Source organism: Paenibacillus glufosinatiresistens, from assembly GCF_031470375.1.
Taxonomy (GTDB): domain Bacteria; phylum Bacillota; class Bacilli; order Paenibacillales; family Paenibacillaceae; genus Paenibacillus_AQ; species Paenibacillus_AQ glufosinatiresistens.
In genome coordinates, this window is sequence record NZ_JAVFHT010000002.1 from 126794 (window position 1) to 150414 (window position 23621).

Here is a 23621-nt window from a genome sequence, read left to right on the forward strand (position 1 = left end):
TGTGCGAAGTTGCGCTAACGTTTGCACAAATCCCATGAAAAAAGGCTGTCCGCCCCAGCGGTCCATCAACCCATACCACTCTCTTGAGTCAACTTCCCCAACGACCAGCACCCCTGCAAACGTTTTCCCAACTTTCTGAGTTAGATGATAGCACGGCACCGAAATTTTGTAAACGCTTAACTTACGAATGGAAGAATTCGGCGTCAAGGGCAAACTCTCGCAAAGCTACCTGCCTAGATAACGCCTACATCAAATCCCTCTCAAACAGAGAAGTTATAGCTTAACCAGCTTGTGTCAGAAAGCGATATTCATAAATTGGTGGAGGAGTATATCTACTTCTACAACTATCAGCGATTTCAGGCCAAATTAAAACAACGCGCGCCTGTTGACTGCAGGCACGCGTTGGCTGCTTAGCTTTTTTACTTTTCTACTTGACAGGGATATGACCAAGTTTGCTTGTCTTTGTAGCCGAATCAATTAATAATTAGAATGAAGAAACTTTGGTGATTTTTTGGAGGTTCCCGTTATTGTCGTAGTTGTACTCATATTTTTCCCCTGAATCAAGTTCGATAAATTTTAAACGGCCTTTTTCATAGAAATATGTTGCTGAAGAGTTTTCTTTACCAAACTCCCAGACGAATCCTACGTTTCCTGCTTCGTCTGTAGCGTAAACGTATAGCTTTTTATTAGCGGGAAGCTCAACTGGGGTTTTATAATCCAGCCATAGCCCTGTAGTACTTCCAATTTGATATTTCATTGTAACCTTCTCTGCTTCATTTGAGTATGCCACACTCACATGGCGGGCTACATAATATTTAGGATTGTCCGCATTAAAAAGTATTGAGCCTGATGGTGGCGTTTTGTCAATATTGGTTACTGTATATGAAATAATATCTGAAGCAATTCCTGATTCTTTAACGGATCTAATTTCCAGCTTACCATTCTCCTCAAAATCGAAGTACTCAATATCGCCTTTGTTAGTCTTAGTTTTCCAAGATCCATTATTTATACGATATTGCTTTGAATAAGTATCCGCTGGGTAGGCCACGCTGATAATAACGTACTTGTTAGTAAGCTTGTTATCACTGATTGATATAATACTTGGCGTTTGCGGAGCTACCCGATCTATGTTATTGACTGTAAAGCTCGACACGGGTGAGTAATTGCCTGCAGCATCCTTCGCCCTCGCTTCTACTGTCCCATTATCGGAGAAAATTATATTATTTGTATAAGTAGTCCATCTCCCTGAATTTTTTCTATATTCTTTAGTCTCTGCATCCTGCGGATAATCTATTGAGACTACAACATTATTAATTGTGGGAACATGAGGGGAAGCTGAAATTACAGGCTTGATTGGAGGGACTTTATCAATATTATCTATTCTATAGCTGGACACCGACCAGTACCCCATATTGTCCGTTGAACGAGCTTCTATTGTCCCATTGAAGGTAAGTTCTATAGAACCGGTATATATATTCCAATCTTCTTTGTTGATACGGTACTCTTTCTTTACACTAGACTCAGCATATCTGACTGTTATTAAGATATTTTGATTGGTTTGTTGCATATTATTTGAATTAATAATAGCTTTATCAGGACCTACCGCCACATCTATAGAAGAAGGAGATGAAATATTACCAAGTGTGTCAACAGCTCGGGCTTCCAAAGTTCCATTCTCAGAAAAAATAACTGCTGAATTATAGTTAAGCCAATCTCCACCATTTACGCGGTACTCTTTCTTCTCACTATCATTCGAGTAATTAATGACGACCATTTTTTTATTCTCGCTGATTTTGGAGAGGTCAATACTGAAAGTTGGTAAAGTTGGTGGTGTTTTATCAATATTGGTTATTTGAACTGACTTTATTTCAGAGTAGTTTCCAGCTGCATCCCTACTTCGCGCATACACCTCAGTATTCGAATCAACTATCACTGGATTTGTATATGACTTCCAATCATAATTAAGTTTAGTGGTAGTATATTCTCGTATAATTGAATCTTCCGAATATTCGATAGTCGCTTTCACATCCTTGTTGGTAGGCATCATATAGTCTAGACTTATTGTTGGCGTAGTTGGAGGAATTTTATCGATATAATTAATCTCAAAGTTGGACTCCGAAGTATTACCTGCTTGATCTCTTGTTCTCGCATAAATAATAGTATTTGAATCCAGTTCGATATGGGTGTAGAAATCATAAGTATGCCAATCTCCCGAACCTATTTTATATTCGTTAAAGCTCCCCCCGTCTTCCGGATAAATCACACTTAATTTAACTGAGTTGTTTGTAGTAATGGTAGTATTAGGGACAAAAACTGGTCTTTCAGGAGCGATCCGATCAATGTTTTCTACATCCATTCTTTCTGTACTTGAGTTCCCTACTTTATCGGTCGCTTTCGCCTCGAGCTTTACGTTGTTTGTTAAAACAACTGGCCCCATGTAAGTAATCCAAGCTCCTCCGTCAATTCTATATTCTTTTTTAGTATCTCTTGGATAGCTTATCGTTACCGTAACGTTTCCATTTGTCGGAGCTGTAATATCTGCTATTATAGTTGGAATAGAAGGCGGAATTTTATCAATATTATTGATATCGAAACTATACTCTTTGGATTGTACACCCTTAGAATTCATAAATCGTGCCCATAGTAATGTATTTTCACTAATGCGTACAGACGTTAAATAGGTCTGCCATACCCCATCGGATCCTAATTTGTACTGTTTAACATTTGCTTCAAGAGGATATTTTATTGTTACTTCAACGTCTTTATTCGTCAGTTCGGGATTGTCTACACTGAACTCCGGGATGGCCTCACTTCGAGCGTTTAAATCATAAACCTGAATCACAGCGTCTGTTTTCTTTTTTAGGTAAGTTCCATCCAAACGGTACTGTGTATCTCCCACAGCAATATATTTTGTACCTGAGAATAGTAAGGCTCCTGCATAAAAATAATCGTGACCTTGGCTCCCAATAAGATCGAGTCTCAATAACTGCCCCTGAGCATCAAACTCAGCCATCATTCCATCGTTATTTCCTTTATTCAACCCCAGAAAAGGTCCCTCGTTCGAATCACTGCGTCCGGCAGTAGCGTATTTGCCATCAGGAGTTTGTACAATAGAATAAAACTCATCACTATGTCCTACGCCTCCTAATAAGCGGACCCACTCTCTATTCCCATAAATATTATACTTCACCAAAAGTGCTCCATTAAATGAATTTAAAGGATAACCCGATAAATCACCATCAGATGAAGAAGATCTTCCGGCAGCTATAAATCCTCCATCCATTGTTCCAGATATAGTATTAAATGTCTCATAACTTGTTCCGCCAAATGTATTTTTACTTAATAAAATACCACTTTTACTGTATTTAACAGCAATTGCATTGGAATGACCGGTGTCATGAACAAGACCGACAGGCAGATCTCCGTTAACAGAGAAGGAATTTCCAACAACCATTATGTTTCCATCTCTAAGAAATGTAACATCTAAAAAAGAATCCTGAACGGAGCCACCAAAAGTTCGAGCCCACATCAGATTCCCGCTGCTAGAAATCTGGACAATCCAAGCATCGGCCTCACCTTTGTTCATCCCTGCTAGATCATTATCTTTTGATGAAGAATTACCTACGGCAATAATACTTCCATCTTCACCTAAAGCGACTGCGTTAAGGGAGTCGCTCATTGTTCCTCCCATTTCTTTTTTCCATTGTATTTCTCCGCTGCTGTTTAATTTTAAAATAACTCCGTCTTGTTTTAGATAATTATCTCCAACTGCTATAAATCCATCAGGTAAGACAGCAAGATCTCTTATGTAGTAAGTATCATATAGCTTTCTCCATAAGACCTTGTTAGAGCTGTCATATTTAATCACTACACTTCCAACAGATGACAAGGTCCCCAGGCCACCAGCATCTCCATCAATAGAAGTAGTTAGCGCCGAAACTAAAAACCCGCCATCTGAAGTTCCTACGACGGCTCTAGCAGAATCTTCTCCAGACCCCGCAAATCGAATTTGTTCAGATTGTAAAGTATCATTCAAAGCTGAAGCGTTTGTACTCAATAAAAATAGTCCGGCCCAAAGCAAACAGACAGGAAGAATCACACTTCTTTTTTTTTCAGAGTTAATAATAAACCTAGTACCAGGCCATCTTTGTTTACGAAACATCATTTATTTCGACTCCTCGTTTTTACTTTATTTAATAAACCACAAATGGGTTACATAGGTTTTTTCACTCTATTCTAAATTTACACCTCCCTTTTCTACTTAAATTATTAAAACAACATCTATTGTTAAATCCCCTCTTCCATTAAAGTGTTTTATTAGTTTAAATACTAATTATTTTTATCATGAATAGAAAGATTTGTAACGTGAAAGAAATGTGAAAAGACATGCGTCCTTAGAATCACCTCTAAGACCACATGTCTTTATTGTTAAGCGAAATATGAAATCTATACACTTCACTACTGCGCAATCTGTTCCCGAATATTCGCCAGAATCTTCTTCTCCAGCCGCGATACCTGCACCTGGGAGATTCCCAGCCGGCTGGCGACCTCCGATTGGGTCTGGTCCCGGTAATAGCGGAGGTAGACGATCAGCCGCTCCCGCTCGCTGAGCGATTCGATCGCTTCGCTTAGAGCCAGCTTGTCGAACCAGCGTTCCTGGCTCTCGTCAGCGATCTGGTCGATCAGCGTAATGGGATCGCCGTCATTCTCGAATACGGTCTCGTGGATCGACGTCGGCGGCTTGTTCGCCTCCTGGGCGAAGACGATGTCTTCCGGCGTCACCCCGAGCACCTCCGCGACCTCGCCGATGGTCGGGAGGCGGTCCAGCGTTTTGGACAGCTCGTCCCGGGTCTTGCGCACCTTGTTCGCCATTTCCTTCAGCGACCGGCTGACCTTCAGCGTCCCGTCGTCCCGCAGGAACCGCTGAATTTCGCCGATAATCATCGGCACCGCATAGGTGGAGAACTTGACGTCATAGCTGAGGTCGAATTTATCGACGGATTTGAGGAGGCCGATGCAGCCGATCTGGAACAGATCGTCGGGCTCGTACCCCCGGTTCATAAAGCGCTGGACCACCGACCATACCAGCCGGATATTGCAGCCCACCAGCGTATCGCGGGCGGTCGTGTCTCCGGCCTGGCTGAGCGCGATCAGCCGCTTGACCTCCGCATCGTCCAAATAGGTCGGCGGAGCTTTCTTCTCGGCATCCATATGGCTCCATCCCCTAATTGTATAACGCTTTTTTGGATACAATCGTCTTCTTCATACGGACCTGCGTCCCCTGATCCGGAACGGAGACCACCTCGAATTCATCCATGAAGTTCTCCATAATCGTGAAGCCCATCCCCGAACGTTCCAGCTCCGGCTTCGACGTGTAGAGCGGCTGCTGCGCCAGTTCCAGATCCTCAATGCCCCGGCCTTTGTCTTCGATGACGAGCGACACGGTCTCGCCTTCAATCGCAGCGTGGATATGCACCACTCCCGACGGATCGCTGTCATAGCCGTGAATGATGCAGTTCGTGACCGCTTCGGATACAACCGTCTTCAGATCGTTCAGCTCGTCGAGCGTCGGGTCCAGCCGGGAGACAAAGGCGGCCACGGCGACCCGGGCGAACGATTCGTTCTCGGACAAGGCCGCGAACCGGATATCCATGAAATTGCCGGATTGATCGTTTGTCATAACGCAACCTCCAAATCCGAGAGCGCGGCATCCTCATCTTCGTAGACCGGCATAATCTTCAGCAGGCCCGACATATCCATCAGCCGGTGTACGGCCGGGTTCACGCCGGATACCACCATTTTGCCGCCCTTGCCCCGAACCAGCTTGTAACGGCCCAGCAGAACCCCGAGCCCCGAACTGTCCATGAACTGCAACTCCTTGAGATCCAAAACCACGTGCTCGACCTGCCCCCGCAGAATCGCTTCGTCCAGATCCATCCGGACCGCATCGGCCGCATGGTGATCCAGCTCCCCGTACAGGCGGACGACCAGTACACTGCGGCGATGCTCCAATTTGACATGAGAATTCAATCCCGTCACTCCTCTCGCTGCTCTGGAATTACCAACTTCCTACAGCAACGATTCTACGCCTCCGAACGGGAATCCTGCCCTCCGACAAAACTAGAAGAAAACCCCCAATCCTCTACAAAGTACGAGGCCTCAGTCTCTGGAGAACAGCGAGCCCGTCGTCCGTTTGAACAGCTTCCACCAGCCCGCCTTGGCCACCGGTTCGCTGGCCTTCAGCTCGTACTCCTTCACCTTGGAGTCCCCCTGGTAGACCACCAGCTTGCCGACCGTCTGCCCTTTGGCCACCGGCGCTTTTACATTGTCCAACAGCACTTCTTCATGGCGAACGCCGTTCTGGGCAATGCCCTTGCGCAGCAGCAGACTGTAATTCTCCTGCGCGACGAGCGGAATTTCCTTCTTCTCGCCTTTGCGGATCTTGAGCGTAGCCAGAGTATCGCCTTTCTCATGAATCGTGTGGACCTTGTACTGGGCGAACATGTAGTCGAACATACTGGCCACCTCGCTGTTGCGGGTCTTCGTATTCGGTTCCCCGAGCACCACTGCCACTGTGCGCAGACCGTCCCGGGAAGCGGTTGCCGAGAGGCAGAACTTGGCTTCGGAGGTATAGCCGGTCTTCAGGCCGTCGGCGCCGGTGTAGAAGCGCACCAGCTTGTTCGTATTGACCAGCCAGAACGGCTTCTGGCTGTCCTTGCGCAGGTAGTCCTGATAAGAGCCGGTGTATTTGATAATGCGCTCATGCTTCAGCAGCTCCCGGCTCATGACGGCGATGTCGTGGGCCGAGGAATAATGATTGGCGGCCGGCAGCCCGTTGCAGTTGGCAAAGTGCGTATCCTTCATCCCCAGCTCTTCCGCCCGCTTGTTCATCATCTCGACAAAAGCGCTCTCCGAGCCCGCCAGCTTCTCGGCCATCGCCACCGAGGCATCGTTGCCGGAGGCCATTGCGATGCCTTTGAGCATCTCATCGACGCTCATCTCTTCGCCCGGCTCGAGGAAAATCTGCGATCCGCCCATCGAAGCGGCATACTCGCTCGCCCGGACCTTGTCCGTAAGCTGCAGCCGTCCTTCGTCCAGCGCTTCCACCGTCAGCAGCATCGTCATAATCTTGGTAATGCTGGCCGGTGGCAGCTTGTCATGGCTGTTCTTCTCATAGACGACCGTTCCGGTGGCTGCATCCATCAGAATGGCGGAACGGGCCTGAGGAGCCAGGTCCGGAGCCGCCTGCCCTGCGCTGGAGCCGCTGCGGCTCTCCTTCCCGGCCGGCGCCGGACTCTTCTCGTCGGCGTACGCTGCCGGGATGCAGACGGTTGCCAGCATCGCACCGAGCACCAGCACAGCGAATGGTTTGCGAATATTGATCATTGAAGTTCCCCTCCTGAACGTTGGCCTGCGGACGCATACGGCGCAGGTTCTTTGTTCCAGTTTCGTCCAGGAAGGGAAGATTTATTCGCTCCGAGCCGTCATTAACGGTACAAAAAAAGACGGCGCATCTCCCGGTTGGAAGATGCGTCGTCTCTTCTTCTGCTTCCTTAGAACCGCGTTACGCCGTCCTTCGTTACAATCGCATACACGAGCGGAGGAGCGGCCACCGGTTCGGCGGCCAGGCGATAGGCTTCCAGCACCTTCGCTTCGGCTTCCTCCACCTGGCTTGCGGAAGCGTCATTGATATGCAGCACCGCGAGCGTATCGCCGGCTTCGACCCGGTCGCCTACCTTGCGGGCCAATACGATGCCGACGCCGAGGTCGATCACCGACTCCTTCGTCTCCCGGCCCGCGCCAAGCAGCATCGCGGCCACGCCGATCTCTTCGGCTTGAATCGCTTCGATGTAACCCCCGGCAGCAGCCTTCACTTCCCGGTGGAGACGCGCGGACGGCAGAAGAGCGGGCTCGTCGATCATCGAGGCGTCGCCGCCCTGGGCCGCGACCATCTCCCGGAACTTCGCCAGCGCGCTGCCGTCCCCGATATGGCCCGACAGGATGGAGCGGGCTTCCGCTTCATCCTTCGCCTTACCGCCGAGCAGCAGCATCTGGCTGCCGAGAATCAGGCAGACCTCTTCCAGATCCTTCGGGCCCCGGCCGTTCAACGTCTCGATGCCTTCTTTGATCTCAAGCGCGTTGCCGATTCCATAGCCGAGCGGCTGGTCCATGTCGCTGATAACCGCCACGGTATGGCGGCCAAGCTGCGTACCGATGTCCACCATTGCCTGCGCAAGCGCAATGGAGTCTTCCAGCGTCTTCATGAATGCGCCGCTGCCCGTCTTCACGTCGAGCACGATGGCATCCGCACCCGCCGCGATCTTCTTGCTCATCACGGAGCTGGCGATCAGCGGGATGGAATCCACGGTTGCGGTTACGTCGCGCAGCGCGTACAGCTTCTTGTCCGCCGGCGTGATGTTGCCGGACTGGCCGATGACGGCAGCGCCGAGGCGTCCCACCTGCGCGAAGAAGTCCTCCCGGTCCATCTCGACCGAGAAGCCGGCGATGGATTCCAGCTTGTCCAGCGTCCCCCCGGTATGGCCGAGGCCGCGCCCGGACATCTTGGCTACCGGGACGCCGGCAGCCGCCACCAGCGGAGCCAGAACAACAGTGGTTTTGTCTCCAACGCCGCCGGTCGAATGCTTGTCCACCTTGATGCCGGCGATCGGGCTCAGGTCGATCTGGTCGCCCGATTTAGCCATCTCCAGGGTCAGATCGCCGGTCTCCCGGGCATTCATCCCCTGGAAATAGACGGCCATCGCCCAGGCCGACATCTGGTAATCCGGGATTTCTCCCCGGGTGTATCCCTGGATCAGATAGGCGATCTCGGCCGAAGACAGCTCGCCGCCGTCTCTTTTCTTCTGAATGATATCGACCGCTCTCATGCCTTTATACCTGCACTTCGCGAACGAATGCCCGAACCAGACCGATGAACTTCGGCTTGGTCTCGTTGGCAACCTTCACGACCTGCTCATGGGTCAGCGGCTCCAACTCGTCGCCGATGGCCATATCGGTAATGCAGGTCATGCCGAGCACGCGCAGACGGCTGTGGCTGGCGGCAATGACTTCCGGCACCGTGGACATGCCGACGGCATCTCCGCCGAGGAGCGCGAGCATCTTCAGCTCAGCCGGAGTCTCATAGGTCGGACCCGTGATACCGGCGTATACGCCCTGCTTGAGCACCAGGGATTCCCCGGCGTTGCCCTTGATTTCGGGAGCCAGCTTCTGGGCGAGCTGGATATACTCGGCGTCATAGGCCTGCGACATGTCCGGGAAGCGGACGCCCAGCTCGGGATCATTCGGTCCGATCAGCGGGTTGTCGCCGGTCATGTTGAGATGATCCGTAATCAGCATCAGATCGCCGGCCTTAAACGCACGGTTCATGCCGCCGCCCGCATTCGTAATGACCAGCGTACCTACGCCGAGCTTGGCCATTACGTAGACCGGAAGCACAACCTTCTTCATCTCATAGCCTTCGTAGTAGTGAAAACGGCCCTGCATAATGATAACGTCCTTGCCCTCCAGCTTGCCGATGACGAACCGGCCGGCATGGCCTTCGACGGTCGAACGCGGAAAATGCGGAATCTCTTCGTAGGGCAGATAGACGGCATTCTCAATCTGGTCGCCGAGATCGCCAAGGCCCGAACCCAGAATAAGGCCGATAACCGGCGAATAGCCGCCGAGACGGGACTGAATGTATTCGGCGGCTTCCTTGACCTGTGCGCCGTAGACGGCGGTTGCCGCCGGAGTATTTCCTGTTGGTGTCATATGAAATGTTCCTCCGTTCTAAATAGTGGGATGCTACATCTTCGGAATCAGCGCCAGCACCAGACCGAGGAAGCGCTCCCGCACCCGCTCGGCCGTCTCCATGACCTCGCCGTGGCTGAGCGGCTGGTCGAGAATGCCTGCGGCCATATTCGTAATGCACGAAATGCCGAGCACTTCAATGCCTGCATGACGGGCGACAATCGTCTCCGAGACGGTGGACATGCCAACGGCGTCGGCGCCCAGCGTGCGCAGCATCCGCACTTCCGCAGGCGTCTCGTAGCAAGGGCCCAGCAGGCCGGCATAGACGCCCTCCCGGAAGCTGAAGTCCTGCTCGGCCGCCGTTTCGCGCGCTGCCTGCAGCAGACGGCGGCTGTACGGCTCGGACATATCCGGGAACCGCACGCCGAGCGCGGCATCATTCGGCCCGATCAGCGGATTGCGGCCGGTCAGATTGAGATGGTCGGTCAGCAGCATCAGATCGCCGGCGGAGAAGCCGGTATTCACGCCTCCGGCCGCATTGGTGACGAGCAGGCTGGCTACGCCGAGCTCCTTCATTACCCGGACCGGGAACGCAGTCGTCTCGGGACCGTAGCCTTCGTACATATGGAACCGGCCCTTCATCATGACGACGCGGCGGCCGCGGATCGTTCCGATCAGCAGCTCTCCTTCGTGTCCCTCTACGGTCGATACCGGAAAATGGGGAATCTCCTGATACGGAATGCTGACCTCGTTCTCGATCAGGTCGGCCAGAATGCCGAGACCCGATCCGAGAATCAGGCCGATCTCCGGCGCTACCGTACAGCGGTCCTTGATAAAGACCGCCGCTTCCTGGATGGCGCCTTGGCTGATGATTTCTGTCATGGAAGAATACCTCCGTAAATATGGAATAGGACTTGCAGATACCGGGAATCCGGCCCAGGGCCGGCCGCCTTTTACTTCAGCTCGGACAGGAAGCTCGTTCCGTACTTCGGCGCCCGGGCTCCGAAATTATCGGCGATGGTCGCCGCCAAATCCGAGAACGTGGCACGAACCCCAAGGTCCGACGGCGTCCGGAAGGCCGGGCTGTAGACCAGCAGCGGCACGTATTCGCGCGTATGATCGGTTCCGGCGTGGATCGGGTCATTCCCGTGGTCCGCCGAAATAATCAGCAGGTCTTCCCCGGTCAGCGTGCCCACCAGCTCCGGCAGCGCCCGGTCGAACACTTCCAGCGCCCGTCCGTAGCCTTCCGGGTCCCGGCGGTGGCCGTAGAGCGAATCGAAATCGACCAGGTTCGTGAAGAGCAGTCCGTTGAACGGCTTGCGCATCTCTTGGATCGTCAGCTCGATTCCGTGTTCATTGCTCTTCGTCGGATAGGCGGCCGTTACACCTTCGCCGGTAAAGATATCATTGATTTTGCCGACGGCAATCACATCCTTGCCGATATCCGCCAGCGCGTTCATGACGGTCGGCTCCGGCGGCTTCACCGCATAGTCATGGCGGTTCGGCGTGCGGGTGAAATTCCCCGGCTGGCCGACATAAGGGCGGGCAATGACGCGGCCGACCGAGAATTCGGGCGCCATCGTCAGCTCGCGGGCAATATGGCAAGCCCGGTACAGCTCGTCCAGCGGGATGATGTCTTCATGGGCGGCGAGCTGGAAGACGCTGTCGGCCGACGTGTAGACGATCCAGGCTCCGGTCTTCATCTGTTCTTCCCCGTATTCCACCAGAATCTCCGTACCCGATGCGGGCTTGTTGCCGATTACCTTGCGCCCGGTCAGCTCTTCGAACTTCGAGATCAGCTCCTGCGGAAAGCCGTCCGGGTAGACGTTAAAAGGAGTCTCGATCTTCAGGCCCATCAGCTCCCAATGTCCGGTCATCGTATCCTTGCCGACGGACACTTCCTGCATCTTGCCGTAATACGCGGTTGGCTTCGCCACCGGCTGCAGCGGAGGCAGCGGCGCAATATTCGCCAGTCCCATCGCCTGCAGGTTCGGCAGCTTGAGCTGCGGACTGCGCTCCAGAATATGGCCGAGCGTATGCGAGCCGGCGTCCCCGAACTGAGCCGCATCCGGCGCTTCGCCGATCCCAACGCTGTCAAGCACAATAAAACAAACCCGTTTGAACATGATCGTCAACTCCTAAAAGTTTACTAGCATCATCTGCTGTGAGAATCTTCGGTAAACTGGCTTCGGAAGCATTCGCTTAGTTTACTAGCATCATCTGCTGTGAGAATCTTCGGTAAACTGGCTTCGAAAGCATTCGCTTAGTTTACTAGCATCATCTGCTGTGAGAATCTTCGGTAAACTGGCTTCGGAAGCATTCGCTTAGTTTACTAGCATCATCTGCTGTGAGAATCTTCGGTAAACTGGCTTCGAAAGCATTCGCTTAGTTTACTAGCATCATCTGCTGTGAGAATCTTCGGTAAACTGGCTTCGGAAGCATTCGCTTAGTTTACTAGCATCATCTGCTGTGAGAATCTTCGGTAAACTGGCTTCGAAAGCCTATGCTTAGTTTACTAGCATTATCTGCCGTGAGCGTCTGCCCCCACCCCGGCTTCGCCTATCTGGCGCGGGGATGATGGTTCTCGTAATCTTCCTTCATGCTCCGCCGGGCGATGCCGCTGTACATCTGCGTCGTCGAGATGTCGGCATGGCCCAGCATCTGCTGGACGGAACGAAGATCGGCACCGTGCTCCAGCAGATGCGCCGCGAAGGAATGGCGAAGGGTGTGGGGGGTGATCTCCTCCCGAATCCCCGCTTCCCTGGCATACTTCTTGATGATCTTCCAAAAGCCCTGCCGGGTCAGCCTCCCTCCGAGGCTGTTCAGAAACAGCGCCGGCTCGTCCTCCCGGGCGCGGAGCAGACGCTCCCGCGCTTCCTCCAGGTAAGCTTCGGCCCATCTGGCGGCGACGCCGCCGAGCGGAAGCACGCGCTCCCGGCCCGAGGCGCCGGCGCAGCGCACGAATTTCAGCTTCGTATCGACGTCGCCGACATTCAGCATGATCAGCTCCGAGACCCGGATTCCGGCGCCGTAGATCAGCTCGAGCATGGCTTTGTCCCGAAGGCCCTGCGGCGACAACGGGTCGGGCGCCTCCAGCAGCCGCTCGACCTCCGCTTCCGACAGGATCACCGGCGGCTTCTTCACCGGCTTGACCGACTCCATCTCCAGCGTCGGGTCCTGAATGATGATTCCTTGACGGATCAGAAAATGAAAAAAAGCGCGGAGCGATACCAAATTCCGGTTCACTGTCGCCGCCGCCCTGCCGGACTGCTTCAGTCCGGATAGATAAAGCAGAATATGCGATTTGCGTATTTCACGGGCCTCCGCCGCTTCCCTTGCGGCGGCAAAGTCAAGAAATTGCGACACGTCACGGCCGTAGGAGTCCAGCGTATTCGCGGACAGTCCTTTCTCCTGCGACAAATAATCCAGAAAGGGCTGCAACTCTTTCTCCATTCCACCACGCTCCTGTCCCGGAAAGCGCCGCCAGGGCGCTCCGTACGTTGACGGTCCTGCATTAATTCGACACGGTTTGTTCAAATTCCTGCCTTTGATCCGGCTATTCCCCGCTGCGATAGAACAGCAGCAGCCGATCCGCCGGACGCATGGCGTCTTCCCGGCTCCCCAGCTCGCGGAACGCCTTCACCGCGTTGGTCTCGGACGGTTCCGGCCGCCCGGGTCCCGGAAGCCAGCCGCCCATCAGGCCAAGCAGCTCGTGGAACACGCCGCACAGCACCATGAACAGAGCGATGAGCAGAAGCCGTCGTACACTTTTGGACACTACAATCACCATGGACAGTCCCTCCCGTACCACTGTATGATTCCAAGTCTCTCTCTATGTATACAGCGAACCGGAAGCAAGTTCTCCTAAGAGCTTAAAAAGCTCCCCCCGGCATGCCGGTGAGAGCTTGTGCAGCTTGCTTGCGCAATCATCGCTATTCGTTGGACGGAGCATCTCCGGGCGTGTTCTTGTCGCGGCAGCGGTGACAGATGCCGTGAAAATCCAGCCGATGGTCCAGAACCGTAAAGTTGTATTCCAGGTCCAGCTTCTCTTCCAGCGGAAGGAGCCAGTCCTCGCGAATCTCGTCCATGCTTCCGCACTGTACGCAGATCAGATGATGGTGATGATGCTTCGCCGTATCCGTACGCAGATCGTACCGGGCGACGCCGTCGCCGAAATTGATCTTCTCCACGACGTGAAGCTCGCTGAGCAGTTCCAGCGTGCGGTATACCGTCGCAAGGCCAATCTCGGGGGCTTTCTCCTTGACCAGCATGAAGACATCCTCCGCGCTGAGGTGATCCTCTTCATTCTCCAGCAGAACGCGTACGGTGGCTTCCCGTTGGGGGGTCAGCTTGTAACCCTGGGATTGAAGCTGCTGCTTGATTTTGTCGATCCGGGCCTCCATAGTCTACCTCCCCTTGAACGAAAACGCACAACCGATCTTCAGGCCGCTCCTATTATTATATGAGGAGATCATTTGAGAAGTCAAACGTTATTAGGCCGCCTCTCAGGCGCCCGGGATCAGCGAAGGGGCGACCCAGCCCATCATGACGGGCGTGACCCAAGTCTCCAGCAGAGCGGCTCCGAGAATCGCTGCCGCAAGGGTCAGCGTAAGCGCCGAATACAGCACGAACGGCCGTTTGACCGCGAGTCCCGAACGTCCCGTCACCCGGCTTCGGATCATCAGCAGCGAGAACGCGATAGCCGATGCACTGGCCACCAGCAGCACCGGAATCAGAATCAGGTTATGCGGAGCAACCGAGACCAGAGCGAAGAGCAAGCCATGCCAGGAGTACTGGCTGATCAGGCAGCCGACCGTGAAGCCGACCAGGACGCCCTTCAGGAAGTCCAGAATCAGAATGCCCGGCAAGCCGATAACGGACAGGCCGAGAATCCAGATCAGACCGATCCATTTCAGCTGAAGGCCCGCAATGCTCCAGAAGGCTTCCGGCGAGGTGTCCAGGCCATGCTGATCGACCATAATAAAAAAATTGCCCAGATAGTCGGACAGCTCCTGGACCTGGTCCAGCGTCAGCGCGCCGACAATCAGCGCGCCGAATACGACTCCCACCAGAAAGAGTACGGCTACAAATAGATACAGCGGCGTCTGTTCCCGGATCATTCCCCGGAGGCTGTGCATAGAACCTTGCTCCCTTCTCTTCATCTTCTACAGCCTATGAGAGAAAAGAGAAAGGTATACCCTGTCCATCACGGGGTACAGCCAGGCGGCCGCCGGGAACGCGGGGCGATTCCCGATCAATTCAAGGGATTCTCTCCGAATGGCGCCCCGACTTCGGGCGAGACAACCTTCCCGTAGGTGCCGCCGCCTCCGGCGGACAGCTGCAGCGTGCCGCTTCGCGCCGCGGCAATCGCGGATGCGAGCTTGGGACCGACCACGGCGGCAAGCTCCTCCCCGGAAGCCCGGTGGAGGATATTCATCTCCGTACCGAAAGCGTCCAGCAGAAGCTGCATCTTCGCCCGGCCCAGTCCCGGTATGAATTCCATCGGCACCTGATAGTGATAGGGAGGCCGGTATGCCGGGATGCGTGGCTGCTCCCGGTCCGCAATCGCCAGAATGCGGTCCAGCACGCCCTGGACCAGCTTCAGGCTGCCGCAGTACGGACACCGCTGCCCGGCAGCCGTGAAGCCGGCTTCGTCCAGAATGCTGCCGCAGCCGCCGCAGTAGGTCCGGTGGTATTTGCCCAGACGCGGATTGAGGCCGTAATTGGCCGAGATCCGCCGGCCGTCCCTGCGCGCGAGTGCGAGCGCGAATTCTTCGAAGCTGGAAGCTGCGAGTTCCAGGCGGTTGTACTCGCGGCCGATTTTGCCGAGGGAATGCGCGTCGGAGTTGGTCAGGAACGTGTACCGGTCCAGCTCGGACAAATAACCCGCCATCTCCGAATCGGCGCTTAAGCCCAGCTCCACCGCCGCAATTCCTTCAGGATCGAACAGATCGTCCATATGCTCGGCCGAGGCTCCGTAGAGGCCTTTGTGCGGCGTGAAGATATGGGCCGGGATCAGCAGCCCGCCCCGGTCCAGCACCTCGCGCTGAAGCTCCCGGGACGGGACATACAGCCGCTGCGAACTGAGATTGACATTCTTCATGTGCCGGGACAGCCAGGAACTGAAACTCTTCATGGCTTCAAGGTTCGGCATATAGGCCAGCACATGGCATTCCTTCCGCCCCGGCTCGCGGAGTTCAATCTCCGCGCCGAGCAGAATGGTGGTATCCCGGTAACCGATGCCGCCTCCCGCAACCTCGGCCATCTCGCCCTCTTCCAGACATTGGTCAATGTCCCGAAGCACCGCCGGCGAATGGCAGTCGATAATGCCGATCAGCCCGATTCCTTTGCGCTGCGCCGCTTCCCGGGCAATTCCGGCGAAGGTCAGATCACGGCTTCCGCTGATCTTGACCGCTTGTCCCCCGTTCGTTCTCCCGATGTGGATGTGCAGATCGCCGTATACGCTGTTCAGTTCCATTGGCCTGTCAGCGTGAACAGATGCCAGGCGTATACCGCCATAATGGTCTTGGCGTCGGCGATTCGGCCGTCCCGGATGCAGGCGTAAGCTTCCTCCAGCGTCAGCTCCGATACCTGGAGGAACTCATCCTCGTCCAGCTTCATCGTTCCGGGCTTCGCATCCGTCGTAACGTAGAGATGAATGACTTCGTCCGCGAACCCCGGAGAGGTATAGAACGAATGGAGCCGGATCAATTCGCCGCCGTGGAAGCCCGTCTCCTCCTCCAGCTCGCGCTTCGCCGCTTCCAGCGGGTCTTCTCCCGGATCCAGCTTGCCCGCCGGAATCTCGATCTCCGTCCGGCCCATCGGCTGACGGTACTGCTCGACGGCGAGCATCTTGCCCGCGTTCAGCGCAAGCACCGCGACCGCTCCCGGATGGCGCACGACCTCCCGCAGCGCTTCCTTGCCGTCGGGCAGCGTTACGGTGTCCACCTGAACCTTAATGATTTTGCCGTCAAAAATCGGTTTCGTCGAAACCGTCTTCTCATCCAACTGCGGGTTGGCCGGCCATGCCCGGCCCGGTCCTTCGTTAAAAGCATTCATAATTCCGGTTCTCCTTTGAGTGGGATAAGCATACGTTGAATTACCGGCGGAAGTTCGTTCCGGCCGGTCTTGTCCGCTGTGCCAATAACCTGGGAAAGAAGGAATTCCATGAACCGCTCCCATCCGCACGCCGCCGATTCGCTCATTCTCCGGCTGTCCGGCTCGCCGGAACAGATCCGGGAGCGTCTGGCCGGCATGATCCGCCGCTTCGGAGGCGATATGCCGCTGGCCTATGTGCTGTCTCTGCCTCCCGGTCTGCCGGGAGCGGATGCGCCGGGCAGCGCAGAATCTACGGAGCCCGGCCCGAAATAACGGTCACTGAGAAAGTCGGCCATCCCCCTTCAGGACCTGGCCTCTGGCCGCTTCCTGAACGAGCGCGACCACCAGTTCTGCCGTCTTGACAATATCGGCTGCCCGGACCCGTTCCTTCGTCGTATGGATGTTCTCATAGCCGACGGCAAGGTTCAGCGTGGGAACGCCCAGCCCGTTGAAGATATTGGCGTCGCTGCCGCCCCCTGAATGGAAGGTCCGCGGCGTCAGGCCAAGCGACCTGATGGCCCGGGAAGCCAGCTGAACGATGTCGTCCCGGTCATTGAAGCAGAACGCCGGATACAGCAATTCTCCCCGGAACTTGCCTTCCGCCCCGTATTCGCGCGCCGTCGTCTCCAGCGCCTCGCGCATCGATGCGACCTGCGCATCCACCTTCTCCTGCACAATGCTGCGCGCCTCTGCCACCAGTTCGACATGGTCGCAGACGATGTTCGTCGGCCCGCCGCCCGCGAAGCTGCCGATGTTGGCCGTCGTCTCCTTGTCGATCCGGCCGAGCTTCATCCGGGCAATCGCCTTGCCCGCCACCTGGATAGCGCTGATCCCGTCTTCCGGATTGACCCCTGCATGGGCCGAACGGCCGGTAATCTCCATATGAATCTTCACCTGCGTCGGGGCCGCTACGGCAATGGCGCCGAGCTCGCCGTTGGAATCGAGCGCAAAGCCGAAGTCGGCATCCAGCAGATCGCCGCTGAGCGCCCGCGCCCCCATCAGTCCCGATTCCTCTCCCGCCGTAATCACGAACTGAATCTGACCGTGCGGAATGCCGTTCTCCCGGATCACACGGATGCCTTCGAACAGCGCGGCCAATCCGGCCTTGTCGTCGGCGCCCAGTATCGTCGTGCCGTCGCTCGTAATCCAGCCGTCCTCATGAAGCGTCGGCTGAATGCCCCGGCCCGGAACGACGGTATCCATGTGCGAAGTGAACAGCAGCTTCGGCGCATTCTCCGCGCCCTCGGCCGCCCAGGTCACAATCAGATTGCCTGCGCCGTGTCCTGTGCGTTCCGCCGAATCGTCCTCCTTCGCCGTCAGTCCCAACTCTGCGAATTTCGCTGCCAGCGTATCGGCAATCTGCCGTTCATATCGGGTCTCGCTGTCGATCCGGACAAGCTCCATGAACTCGCGGATGACTCTCTCTTCTTGAATCACCGGACTTCCCTCTCTTTCTCGTATGCGCTACAATAATAAATCATATGTACCCATTGTACACCCAATTCAATAATTCATCCCTAAGGAGTCTCATATGCAGAACAAAAAGTGGTTTCGCATCTTCATCTATGTCATGCTGATCGCCATGGTGGCTTCCATGCTGCTGGTGGTGATTGAACCGTTCCTCGCGGGCTAGGCACCCGTCCCGGCCGGACGGAATCGGAAGACTTCCCGCCACAAAAGCAAAAGGCGGGCTCTTCGCCCGCCTTGCCGGATTCCCGCAAGCCCTTGAAGCGGCTCCCTTCCCGGAGCCGCTTGTTTGGCGTGCCCCGGATTCACGCCGACGGAATCTTCTCCAGATCCCAGGCGGCCAGGTTCCCCTGATACGGGAACCGTTCCAGGAAGTACGGCACGAGCTCCCTCGCCACGTCTTCCACTTCCGGCCGCCGGCCGAGCACTTCCTCCAGCGACGTAACGCCGTATTCGGCGATGCCGCAGGGCACGATGCCGCCGAACCCCTGCTCGGAGACGCCGGCATGGATGTTGAACGCGAAGCCGTGGCTGGTAATGAACCCGCGGCGATGCTTGCTGCGGTTGAACTTCACGCCGATTGCGCAGATCTTCACATCCCCGACCCAGACTCCGGTATACTCCGGCTTCCGTCCGCCTTCAATGCCGCAGCCGGCCAGATAGTCGATGATGACCTGCTCCAGCGTCCGCAGGTAGCCGTGCAGATCGACTCTGCCCGCCTCGCCGATGGCGAGCAGCGGGTAGCCGACAAGCTGACCGGGACCGTGGTAGGTAATGTCTCCGCCGCGGTCGATCTGGAACAGCGCGATTCCGCGCTCCCGAAGCTGATCTTCGTTCAGCAGCAGATGCTCGGGATGATTCTGCGAGCCGATTGTGTAGGTCGGCGGATGCTCCAGCAGCAGCAGCCGCTCCGGCCGCAGTCCGGCGTCGATGGCGGCCACCGACTCTTTTTGCAGGTCCCAGGCTGCGCCGTACTCGATTCGGGGAATGTATGAAATATCAAGCTGCCGCAAATCCGTCATGCTTCATCTTCTCCCTTCATGCCGACCTTCTTCGGTCAGTAGAGCTTCGTATCCGGCGTGTAGCCTTCGATATTGTCTTTGACGCGCTGCAGGAAACGGCCGCAGATGACGCCGTCAAGAATGCGGTGATCCAGCGACAGGCACAGGTTCGCCATCGAACGGACGGCGATCATGTCATTGATGACGACCGGTTTCTTGACGATGGATTCAAAGGTCAGGATCGCCGCCTGCGGATAGTTGATAATCGGATAGGACAGGATGGAGCCGAAGGAACCGGTATTGTTGACGGTGAAGGTGCCGCCCGTCATATCGTCGGGACGCAGCTTGCCTTCGCGCGTCTTGCGCGCCAGCTCGTCGATCTCGCGGGCGAGACCGGCAATGTTCTTCTGGTCCGCCTTCTTGATAACCGGCGTCAGCACGGAATCCTCGGTACCTACCGCAAGCGAAATGTTAATGTCGCGTTTGACGATGATTTTGTCCACCGCCCAGACCGAATTCATAATCGGATAGTCCTTGATCGCGCTGACAACCGCCTTCATCAGAAAAGCAAGATAGGTCAGGTTGATGCCTTCCTTGCTCTTGAATTCGTCCTTCAGCTTGTTGCGGAGCAGAACCAGGTTGGTCACATCCACCTCGATCATGGTCCAGGCGTGCGGAATTTCCGACACGCTCTGGCGCATCCGGGTGGCAATTGTATTGCGGATCGGCGTAACGTCGATCAGATACTCGGAACGTCCGATTTCCACTTCAATCTCCGGAATCTTCGGCGACTCCGACAGGTGCAGTCCGGAGTGCCGGACCGGCGGCAGCGGCGGCTGGGCGCCGGAAGGCGCCGCCGTGTCAGCCGCATATCCGGCGGACGCAAGCTGGCCCTGCGCCGCCGGAACCGCAGCCGGCGCCATGGTATGTACCGCCGGTGCGGCCTGCGGCTGCGCCGGAGAGGCGGCCTGCGGCTGCCCCGCCGCAGGCGACGGGCCTTCCGCAAGGTACGCCAGGACGTCCTTGCGGGTCACCCGGCCGCCCAGCCCGGTGCCCGGCACGGCGGCCAGGTCGATGCCGTGCTGCGCCGCAAGGCTCTGCACGGCCGGGGAGTAGCGCGCCCGCATCGGCGCGCTCGGGTCCGGGGCCGGGGCATACGCGGCCCCGGCCGGACGTCCCGCCGGGCGCGCAGCGCCGGCGGGGGCGTTCTGCGCCGGGGTCACCGGCGCAGAGGCGGCACCGGCGGGCGCAGCCGCCGGGCCGGACGCTGCCGGAACCGGGACGGCGATCCGGCAGATGATGTCGCCGACGGCTACCGTCTGGCCCTCGGCGGCGAGGATCTCGCCCATCACGCCGTCCACGGTGGACGGCAGTTCGGCGTTCACCTTGTCCGTCAGCACCTCGCACAGAGGCTCGTACTGTTCCACCGGGTCGCCCGGCTGCTTCAGCCATTTGGCGATGGTGGCGGAGACGAGCGATTCCGCAAGCTGCGGCATCGCCACATCGGTCATTGGGTTGGACATGATTTTTCAACTCCTAAACGTTATCCTGACAGTTAAGTCCGAAGCAGGTTCCATCCGGGTCAGGCACACGGCAGCTTCGGCCAATCTGATTTCCGGTTTCTCCGCTGTTGCCGCCGCCTCGGGCAAGAAGGCAGCAGCCGATAGGCGCGGCTTAGCCGTCTCCCTCTTGTGAGGCGGATCGGACCCAGGAGACCTTATTTGACGATTAACCTGCCCTTTTGCGCCTAAGCGGACATCAGAGACCTTATTGGTTCCGGCAGCTGTATAATACGAGCCTTATAGGACCCATAAGGTCATTCAGGTCCGGTAAATCCCAAAAAAGCGGCGAATTTCACATCATAGCGTCTGTACGGTCCGCTTCCGCCAACCGGGCGGGGTGCCGGTGTGGCAACAACTGCGGTTATCGCTGAGGAACGGCTGTATCTGCAACCGCAGCGGCAGCCGCAGCCACATAGGGCATCACGAAACAACAGCCCGCCGGGCGGGCTGTTGTCCGCTCCGTCCTTAGTCCGTGTGTTGTCCTGCCTTAGCCCGCGCTTAGCGCCTTAGTTCTTCCTTAGCCCGTCCTTAGCGTCTTAACTCGTCCCTAAACCTTAGCCGGTCCTTAGCACATTGGCTCATCCTAGCCCGTCCTCAGCCCGCCTCAGCGCCTTGCTTCGTCCTTAGAACTGCGCCAGCCGCAGCATTTCCGCCTTGAGCTTATCCTTGCTCAGCATGAAGAACTTCTCCATCGGCGGGCTGATCGGCATTGCCGGCACGTCCGGGCCGCACAGGCGGGCAATCGGCGCGTCCAGCTCGAAGAGGCACTCCTCGGCGATGATTGCCGCCACCTCGGCGCCCACGCCGCCGGTCTTGTTGTCCTCATGAACGATCAGCACCTTGCCGGTCCGGCGGACTGCGGCAAGAATCGCTTCCTTATCGAGCGGCTGAAGGGTGCGCAGATCAAGAATATGGGCCGTGATGCCCTGCTCTCGCTCCAGCTCCTCCGCGGCGGCCATCGCAAAATGCAGCGGCAGGCTGTACCCGATTACCGTGATGTCGTCGCCTTCGCGCAGCACATTCGCTTTGCCGATCTCGGTCACATAATCGCCTTCCGGCACGTCTTCCTTGATCAGCTTGTAGCATTTCTTGTTCTCGAAGAACAGCACCGGATCGGGATCGCGGACCGCGGCTTTCAGCAGCCCTTTGGCGTCCGCCGCCGAATACGGGGCGACAATCTTGAGCCCCGGCGTTCCGAAGAAGATCGACTCCGGGCACTGGGAGTGGTATAGCCCGCCGAAGATGCCGCCGCCGATCGGGGCGCGGATGACGACCGGACAGCTCCAGTCGTTGTTGGAGCGGTAGCGGATTTTGGCCGCCTCGCTGATAATCTGGTTCGTCGCCGGCAGCATGAAGTCGGAGTACTGCATCTCCGCAATCGGCCTCATGCCGTACATGGCCGCGCCGATCGCCACCCCGGCAATCGCGGATTCCGCAAGCGGGGTATCCAGCACGCGCTCTGCGCCGAACTGTTCCTGCAGCCCCTTGGTCGTTGTGAACACGCCGCCTTTGACGCCGACGTCCTCGCCGAGCACGAACACCGAATCGTCGCGCTCCATCTCTTCCTTCATCGCCAGCCGGATGGCATCAATATATTCCATAACCGCCATGACTTACGCCCCTCCTTCGGTATCCGCATAGACGTGCAGCAGCGTATCCTCGGGCTTCGGGAACGGCGCGCGGTCCGCATATTCCGTCGCTTCCTTGATCTCCAGATTGCACTGGGCGACCAGATCGCGCTCCTTGTCTTCATCCCACAGGCCCAGATCGGTCAGGTACTTGCGGTAATGCGCGAGTCCGTCCTTCTCCCAATTCGCGTCCACTTCCTCCTTCGTGCGGTAAGCCAGATCATTGTCGGAGGTGGAGTGCGGCGACAAACGGTACATCATCGCCTCAATCAGCGTCGGCCCTTCGCCGGCCAGGGCGCGCTCGCGCGCTTCCTTCACCACGCGGTAGACCTCCAGCACATCGTTGCCGTCCACACGGACGCCCGGAAAGCCGTAGCCGAGCGCGCGGTCGCTGACTTTGCCGCCGAGCTGGCGGTGCGCCGGAATCGAGATGGCGTATTGGTTGTTCTCGCACATGATGATGACGGGCAGCTTGTTGACCCCTGCGAAATTGCACGCTTCGTGAAAATCGCCCTGATTGCTCGAGCCCTCGCCGAACGTGACGAACGAGACCGCCTTCTCCCGCCGCATCTTGGCGGCGAGCGCAAAACCTACCGCATGCGGCACCTGCGTCGTTACCGGGCTGGACCCGGTCACAATGCGCAGCCGCTTGCAGCCGAAGTGGCCCGGCATCTGCCGGCCGCCGCTGTTCGGGTCCTCCGCCTTGGCGAATACGGACAGCATCAGCTCCCGGGGCGTCATTCCAACGGACAGCACAAAGGCATAATCGCGGTAATACGGCAGAAAATAATCGGTCTCGCGGTCCAGCGCGAATGCCGCTCCCACCTGCGCCGCCTCCTGGCCGATGCCCGAGACGTGAAAATTGATCTTGCCCGCGCGCTGCAGCAGCAGACTGCGCTCATCGTACTTGCGCGCAAGCGTCATATATCGATACATGTCAAGCGCCTGGCCGTCGCTGAGGCCAAGCGGCGCATGCCGGTTGACCGTCTGAACCGTACTCTGACTTTCCATAGCGGAGAACCTCCCAAGTCCTGATCTGATCTTAAAACCAGGTACTAAAACCTGATCAGCTCCATTATACCGCCATTGCCCGAGAAAAGAAACGAGAACGAAGGCTC

General features: G+C 56.4%; 23 protein-coding genes. 3 read left to right on the forward strand and 20 right to left on the reverse strand.

Annotated elements, in window-relative coordinates:
- The first annotated feature begins 318 nt into the window (after positions 1-318).
- Entirely contained in the window at positions 319-414 is a 96-nt protein-coding gene (locus tag RBI05_RS19280; RefSeq protein WP_223879773.1) for an IS3 family transposase, read from the forward strand.
- Positions 415-484: 70 nt separating this feature from the next.
- Here RBI05_RS19280 and RBI05_RS03585 read toward each other — a convergent pair whose 3' ends face one another.
- The 15 genes from RBI05_RS03585 to RBI05_RS03655 form a co-directional block, all read right to left on the reverse strand.
- Positions 485-4165, reverse strand: coding sequence for a WD40 repeat domain-containing protein (locus RBI05_RS03585; protein ID WP_150456718.1), 3681 nt, complete (start codon positions 4163-4165; stop codon positions 485-487).
- A 293-nt stretch (positions 4166-4458) separates the two neighbouring features.
- On the reverse strand, positions 4459-5211 hold the full coding sequence (gene sigF / locus RBI05_RS03590; protein ID WP_150456719.1) for an RNA polymerase sporulation sigma factor SigF: 753 nt from the start codon (positions 5209-5211) through the stop codon (positions 4459-4461).
- A gap of 13 nt (positions 5212-5224) precedes the next feature.
- A complete protein-coding gene (spoIIAB, locus tag RBI05_RS03595) occupies positions 5225-5680 on the reverse strand; it encodes an anti-sigma F factor (protein WP_150456720.1) in 456 nt (151 codons plus the stop codon).
- Positions 5677-6030, reverse strand: a complete 354-nt coding sequence (gene spoIIAA / locus RBI05_RS03600) for an anti-sigma F factor antagonist (protein ID WP_150456721.1) — start codon at positions 6028-6030, stop codon at positions 5677-5679. Before spoIIAA ends, spoIIAB begins: the two co-directional genes overlap by 4 nt.
- Positions 6031-6159: 129 nt before the next feature.
- A complete protein-coding gene (locus RBI05_RS03605; RefSeq protein WP_408638301.1) occupies positions 6160-7341 on the reverse strand; it encodes a D-alanyl-D-alanine carboxypeptidase family protein in 1182 nt (393 codons plus the stop codon).
- A 212-nt stretch (positions 7342-7553) separates the two neighbouring features.
- Positions 7554-8885 (reverse strand): pyrimidine-nucleoside phosphorylase, encoded by a 1332-nt coding sequence (locus tag RBI05_RS03610; RefSeq protein ID WP_310550149.1) that lies wholly within the window; start codon positions 8883-8885, stop codon positions 7554-7556.
- Between the two features lie 4 nt (positions 8886-8889).
- Positions 8890-9768, reverse strand: a complete 879-nt coding sequence (locus RBI05_RS03615; protein ID WP_310550150.1) for a purine-nucleoside phosphorylase — start codon at positions 9766-9768, stop codon at positions 8890-8892.
- 33 nt (positions 9769-9801) lie between these two features.
- Positions 9802-10629, reverse strand: coding sequence for a purine-nucleoside phosphorylase (locus tag RBI05_RS03620; protein WP_310550151.1), 828 nt, complete (start codon positions 10627-10629; stop codon positions 9802-9804).
- Between the two features lie 71 nt (positions 10630-10700).
- A complete protein-coding gene (gene deoB / locus RBI05_RS03625; RefSeq protein WP_310550152.1) occupies positions 10701-11873 on the reverse strand; it encodes a phosphopentomutase in 1173 nt (390 codons plus the stop codon).
- A gap of 433 nt (positions 11874-12306) precedes the next feature.
- A complete protein-coding gene (xerD, locus tag RBI05_RS03630) occupies positions 12307-13200 on the reverse strand; it encodes a site-specific tyrosine recombinase XerD (protein ID WP_310550153.1) in 894 nt (297 codons plus the stop codon).
- Between the two features lie 103 nt (positions 13201-13303).
- Positions 13304-13537 (reverse strand): DUF4227 family protein, encoded by a 234-nt coding sequence (locus tag RBI05_RS03635; protein WP_150456728.1) that lies wholly within the window; start codon positions 13535-13537, stop codon positions 13304-13306.
- A gap of 142 nt (positions 13538-13679) precedes the next feature.
- Complete coding sequence (gene fur, locus RBI05_RS03640) at positions 13680-14150, reverse strand: ferric iron uptake transcriptional regulator (RefSeq protein WP_150456729.1); 471 nt, start codon at positions 14148-14150, stop codon at positions 13680-13682.
- Positions 14151-14252: 102 nt separating this feature from the next.
- Positions 14253-14885 (reverse strand): stage II sporulation protein M, encoded by a 633-nt coding sequence (spoIIM, locus tag RBI05_RS03645; protein ID WP_310550154.1) that lies wholly within the window; start codon positions 14883-14885, stop codon positions 14253-14255.
- Positions 14886-15001: 116 nt separating this feature from the next.
- Positions 15002-16225 (reverse strand): endonuclease Q family protein, encoded by a 1224-nt coding sequence (locus RBI05_RS03650; RefSeq protein WP_310550155.1) that lies wholly within the window; start codon positions 16223-16225, stop codon positions 15002-15004.
- A complete protein-coding gene (locus RBI05_RS03655) occupies positions 16216-16806 on the reverse strand; it encodes an NUDIX hydrolase (protein ID WP_310550156.1) in 591 nt (196 codons plus the stop codon). Before RBI05_RS03655 ends, RBI05_RS03650 begins: the two co-directional genes overlap by 10 nt.
- Before the next feature lie 108 nt (positions 16807-16914).
- Between RBI05_RS03655 and RBI05_RS03660 the strand changes: the two genes are divergently transcribed.
- Positions 16915-17118 (forward strand): hypothetical protein, encoded by a 204-nt coding sequence (locus tag RBI05_RS03660; protein WP_310550157.1) that lies wholly within the window; start codon positions 16915-16917, stop codon positions 17116-17118.
- 3 nt (positions 17119-17121) lie between these two features.
- On the opposite strand, the gene RBI05_RS03665 is transcribed toward RBI05_RS03660, so the two are convergent.
- Positions 17122-18282, reverse strand: coding sequence for a M20/M25/M40 family metallo-hydrolase (locus RBI05_RS03665; RefSeq protein ID WP_310550158.1), 1161 nt, complete (start codon positions 18280-18282; stop codon positions 17122-17124).
- Positions 18283-18376: 94 nt separating this feature from the next.
- Between RBI05_RS03665 and prli42 the strand changes: the two genes are divergently transcribed.
- Positions 18377-18478, forward strand: coding sequence for a stressosome-associated protein Prli42 (gene prli42, locus RBI05_RS03670; RefSeq protein ID WP_150456735.1), 102 nt, complete (start codon positions 18377-18379; stop codon positions 18476-18478).
- A 139-nt stretch (positions 18479-18617) separates the two neighbouring features.
- Here the strand turns inward: prli42 and lipB are convergent, their stop codons facing one another.
- From lipB to RBI05_RS03690, 4 genes are all read right to left on the reverse strand, one after another.
- Positions 18618-19334 (reverse strand): lipoyl(octanoyl) transferase LipB, encoded by a 717-nt coding sequence (lipB, locus tag RBI05_RS03675; protein ID WP_310550159.1) that lies wholly within the window; start codon positions 19332-19334, stop codon positions 18618-18620.
- A gap of 35 nt (positions 19335-19369) precedes the next feature.
- Positions 19370-20836 carry a dihydrolipoamide acetyltransferase family protein gene (locus RBI05_RS03680; protein ID WP_310550160.1) on the reverse strand — a complete coding sequence of 489 codons (1467 nt, stop codon included), beginning with the start codon at positions 20834-20836 and terminating at the stop codon, positions 19370-19372.
- Positions 20837-21498: 662 nt separating this feature from the next.
- A complete protein-coding gene (locus RBI05_RS03685) occupies positions 21499-22485 on the reverse strand; it encodes an alpha-ketoacid dehydrogenase subunit beta (RefSeq protein WP_310550161.1) in 987 nt (328 codons plus the stop codon).
- Between the two features lie 3 nt (positions 22486-22488).
- Entirely contained in the window at positions 22489-23514 is a 1026-nt protein-coding gene (locus RBI05_RS03690) for a thiamine pyrophosphate-dependent dehydrogenase E1 component subunit alpha (protein WP_310550162.1), read from the reverse strand.
- Positions 23515-23621: the final 107 nt, after the last annotated feature.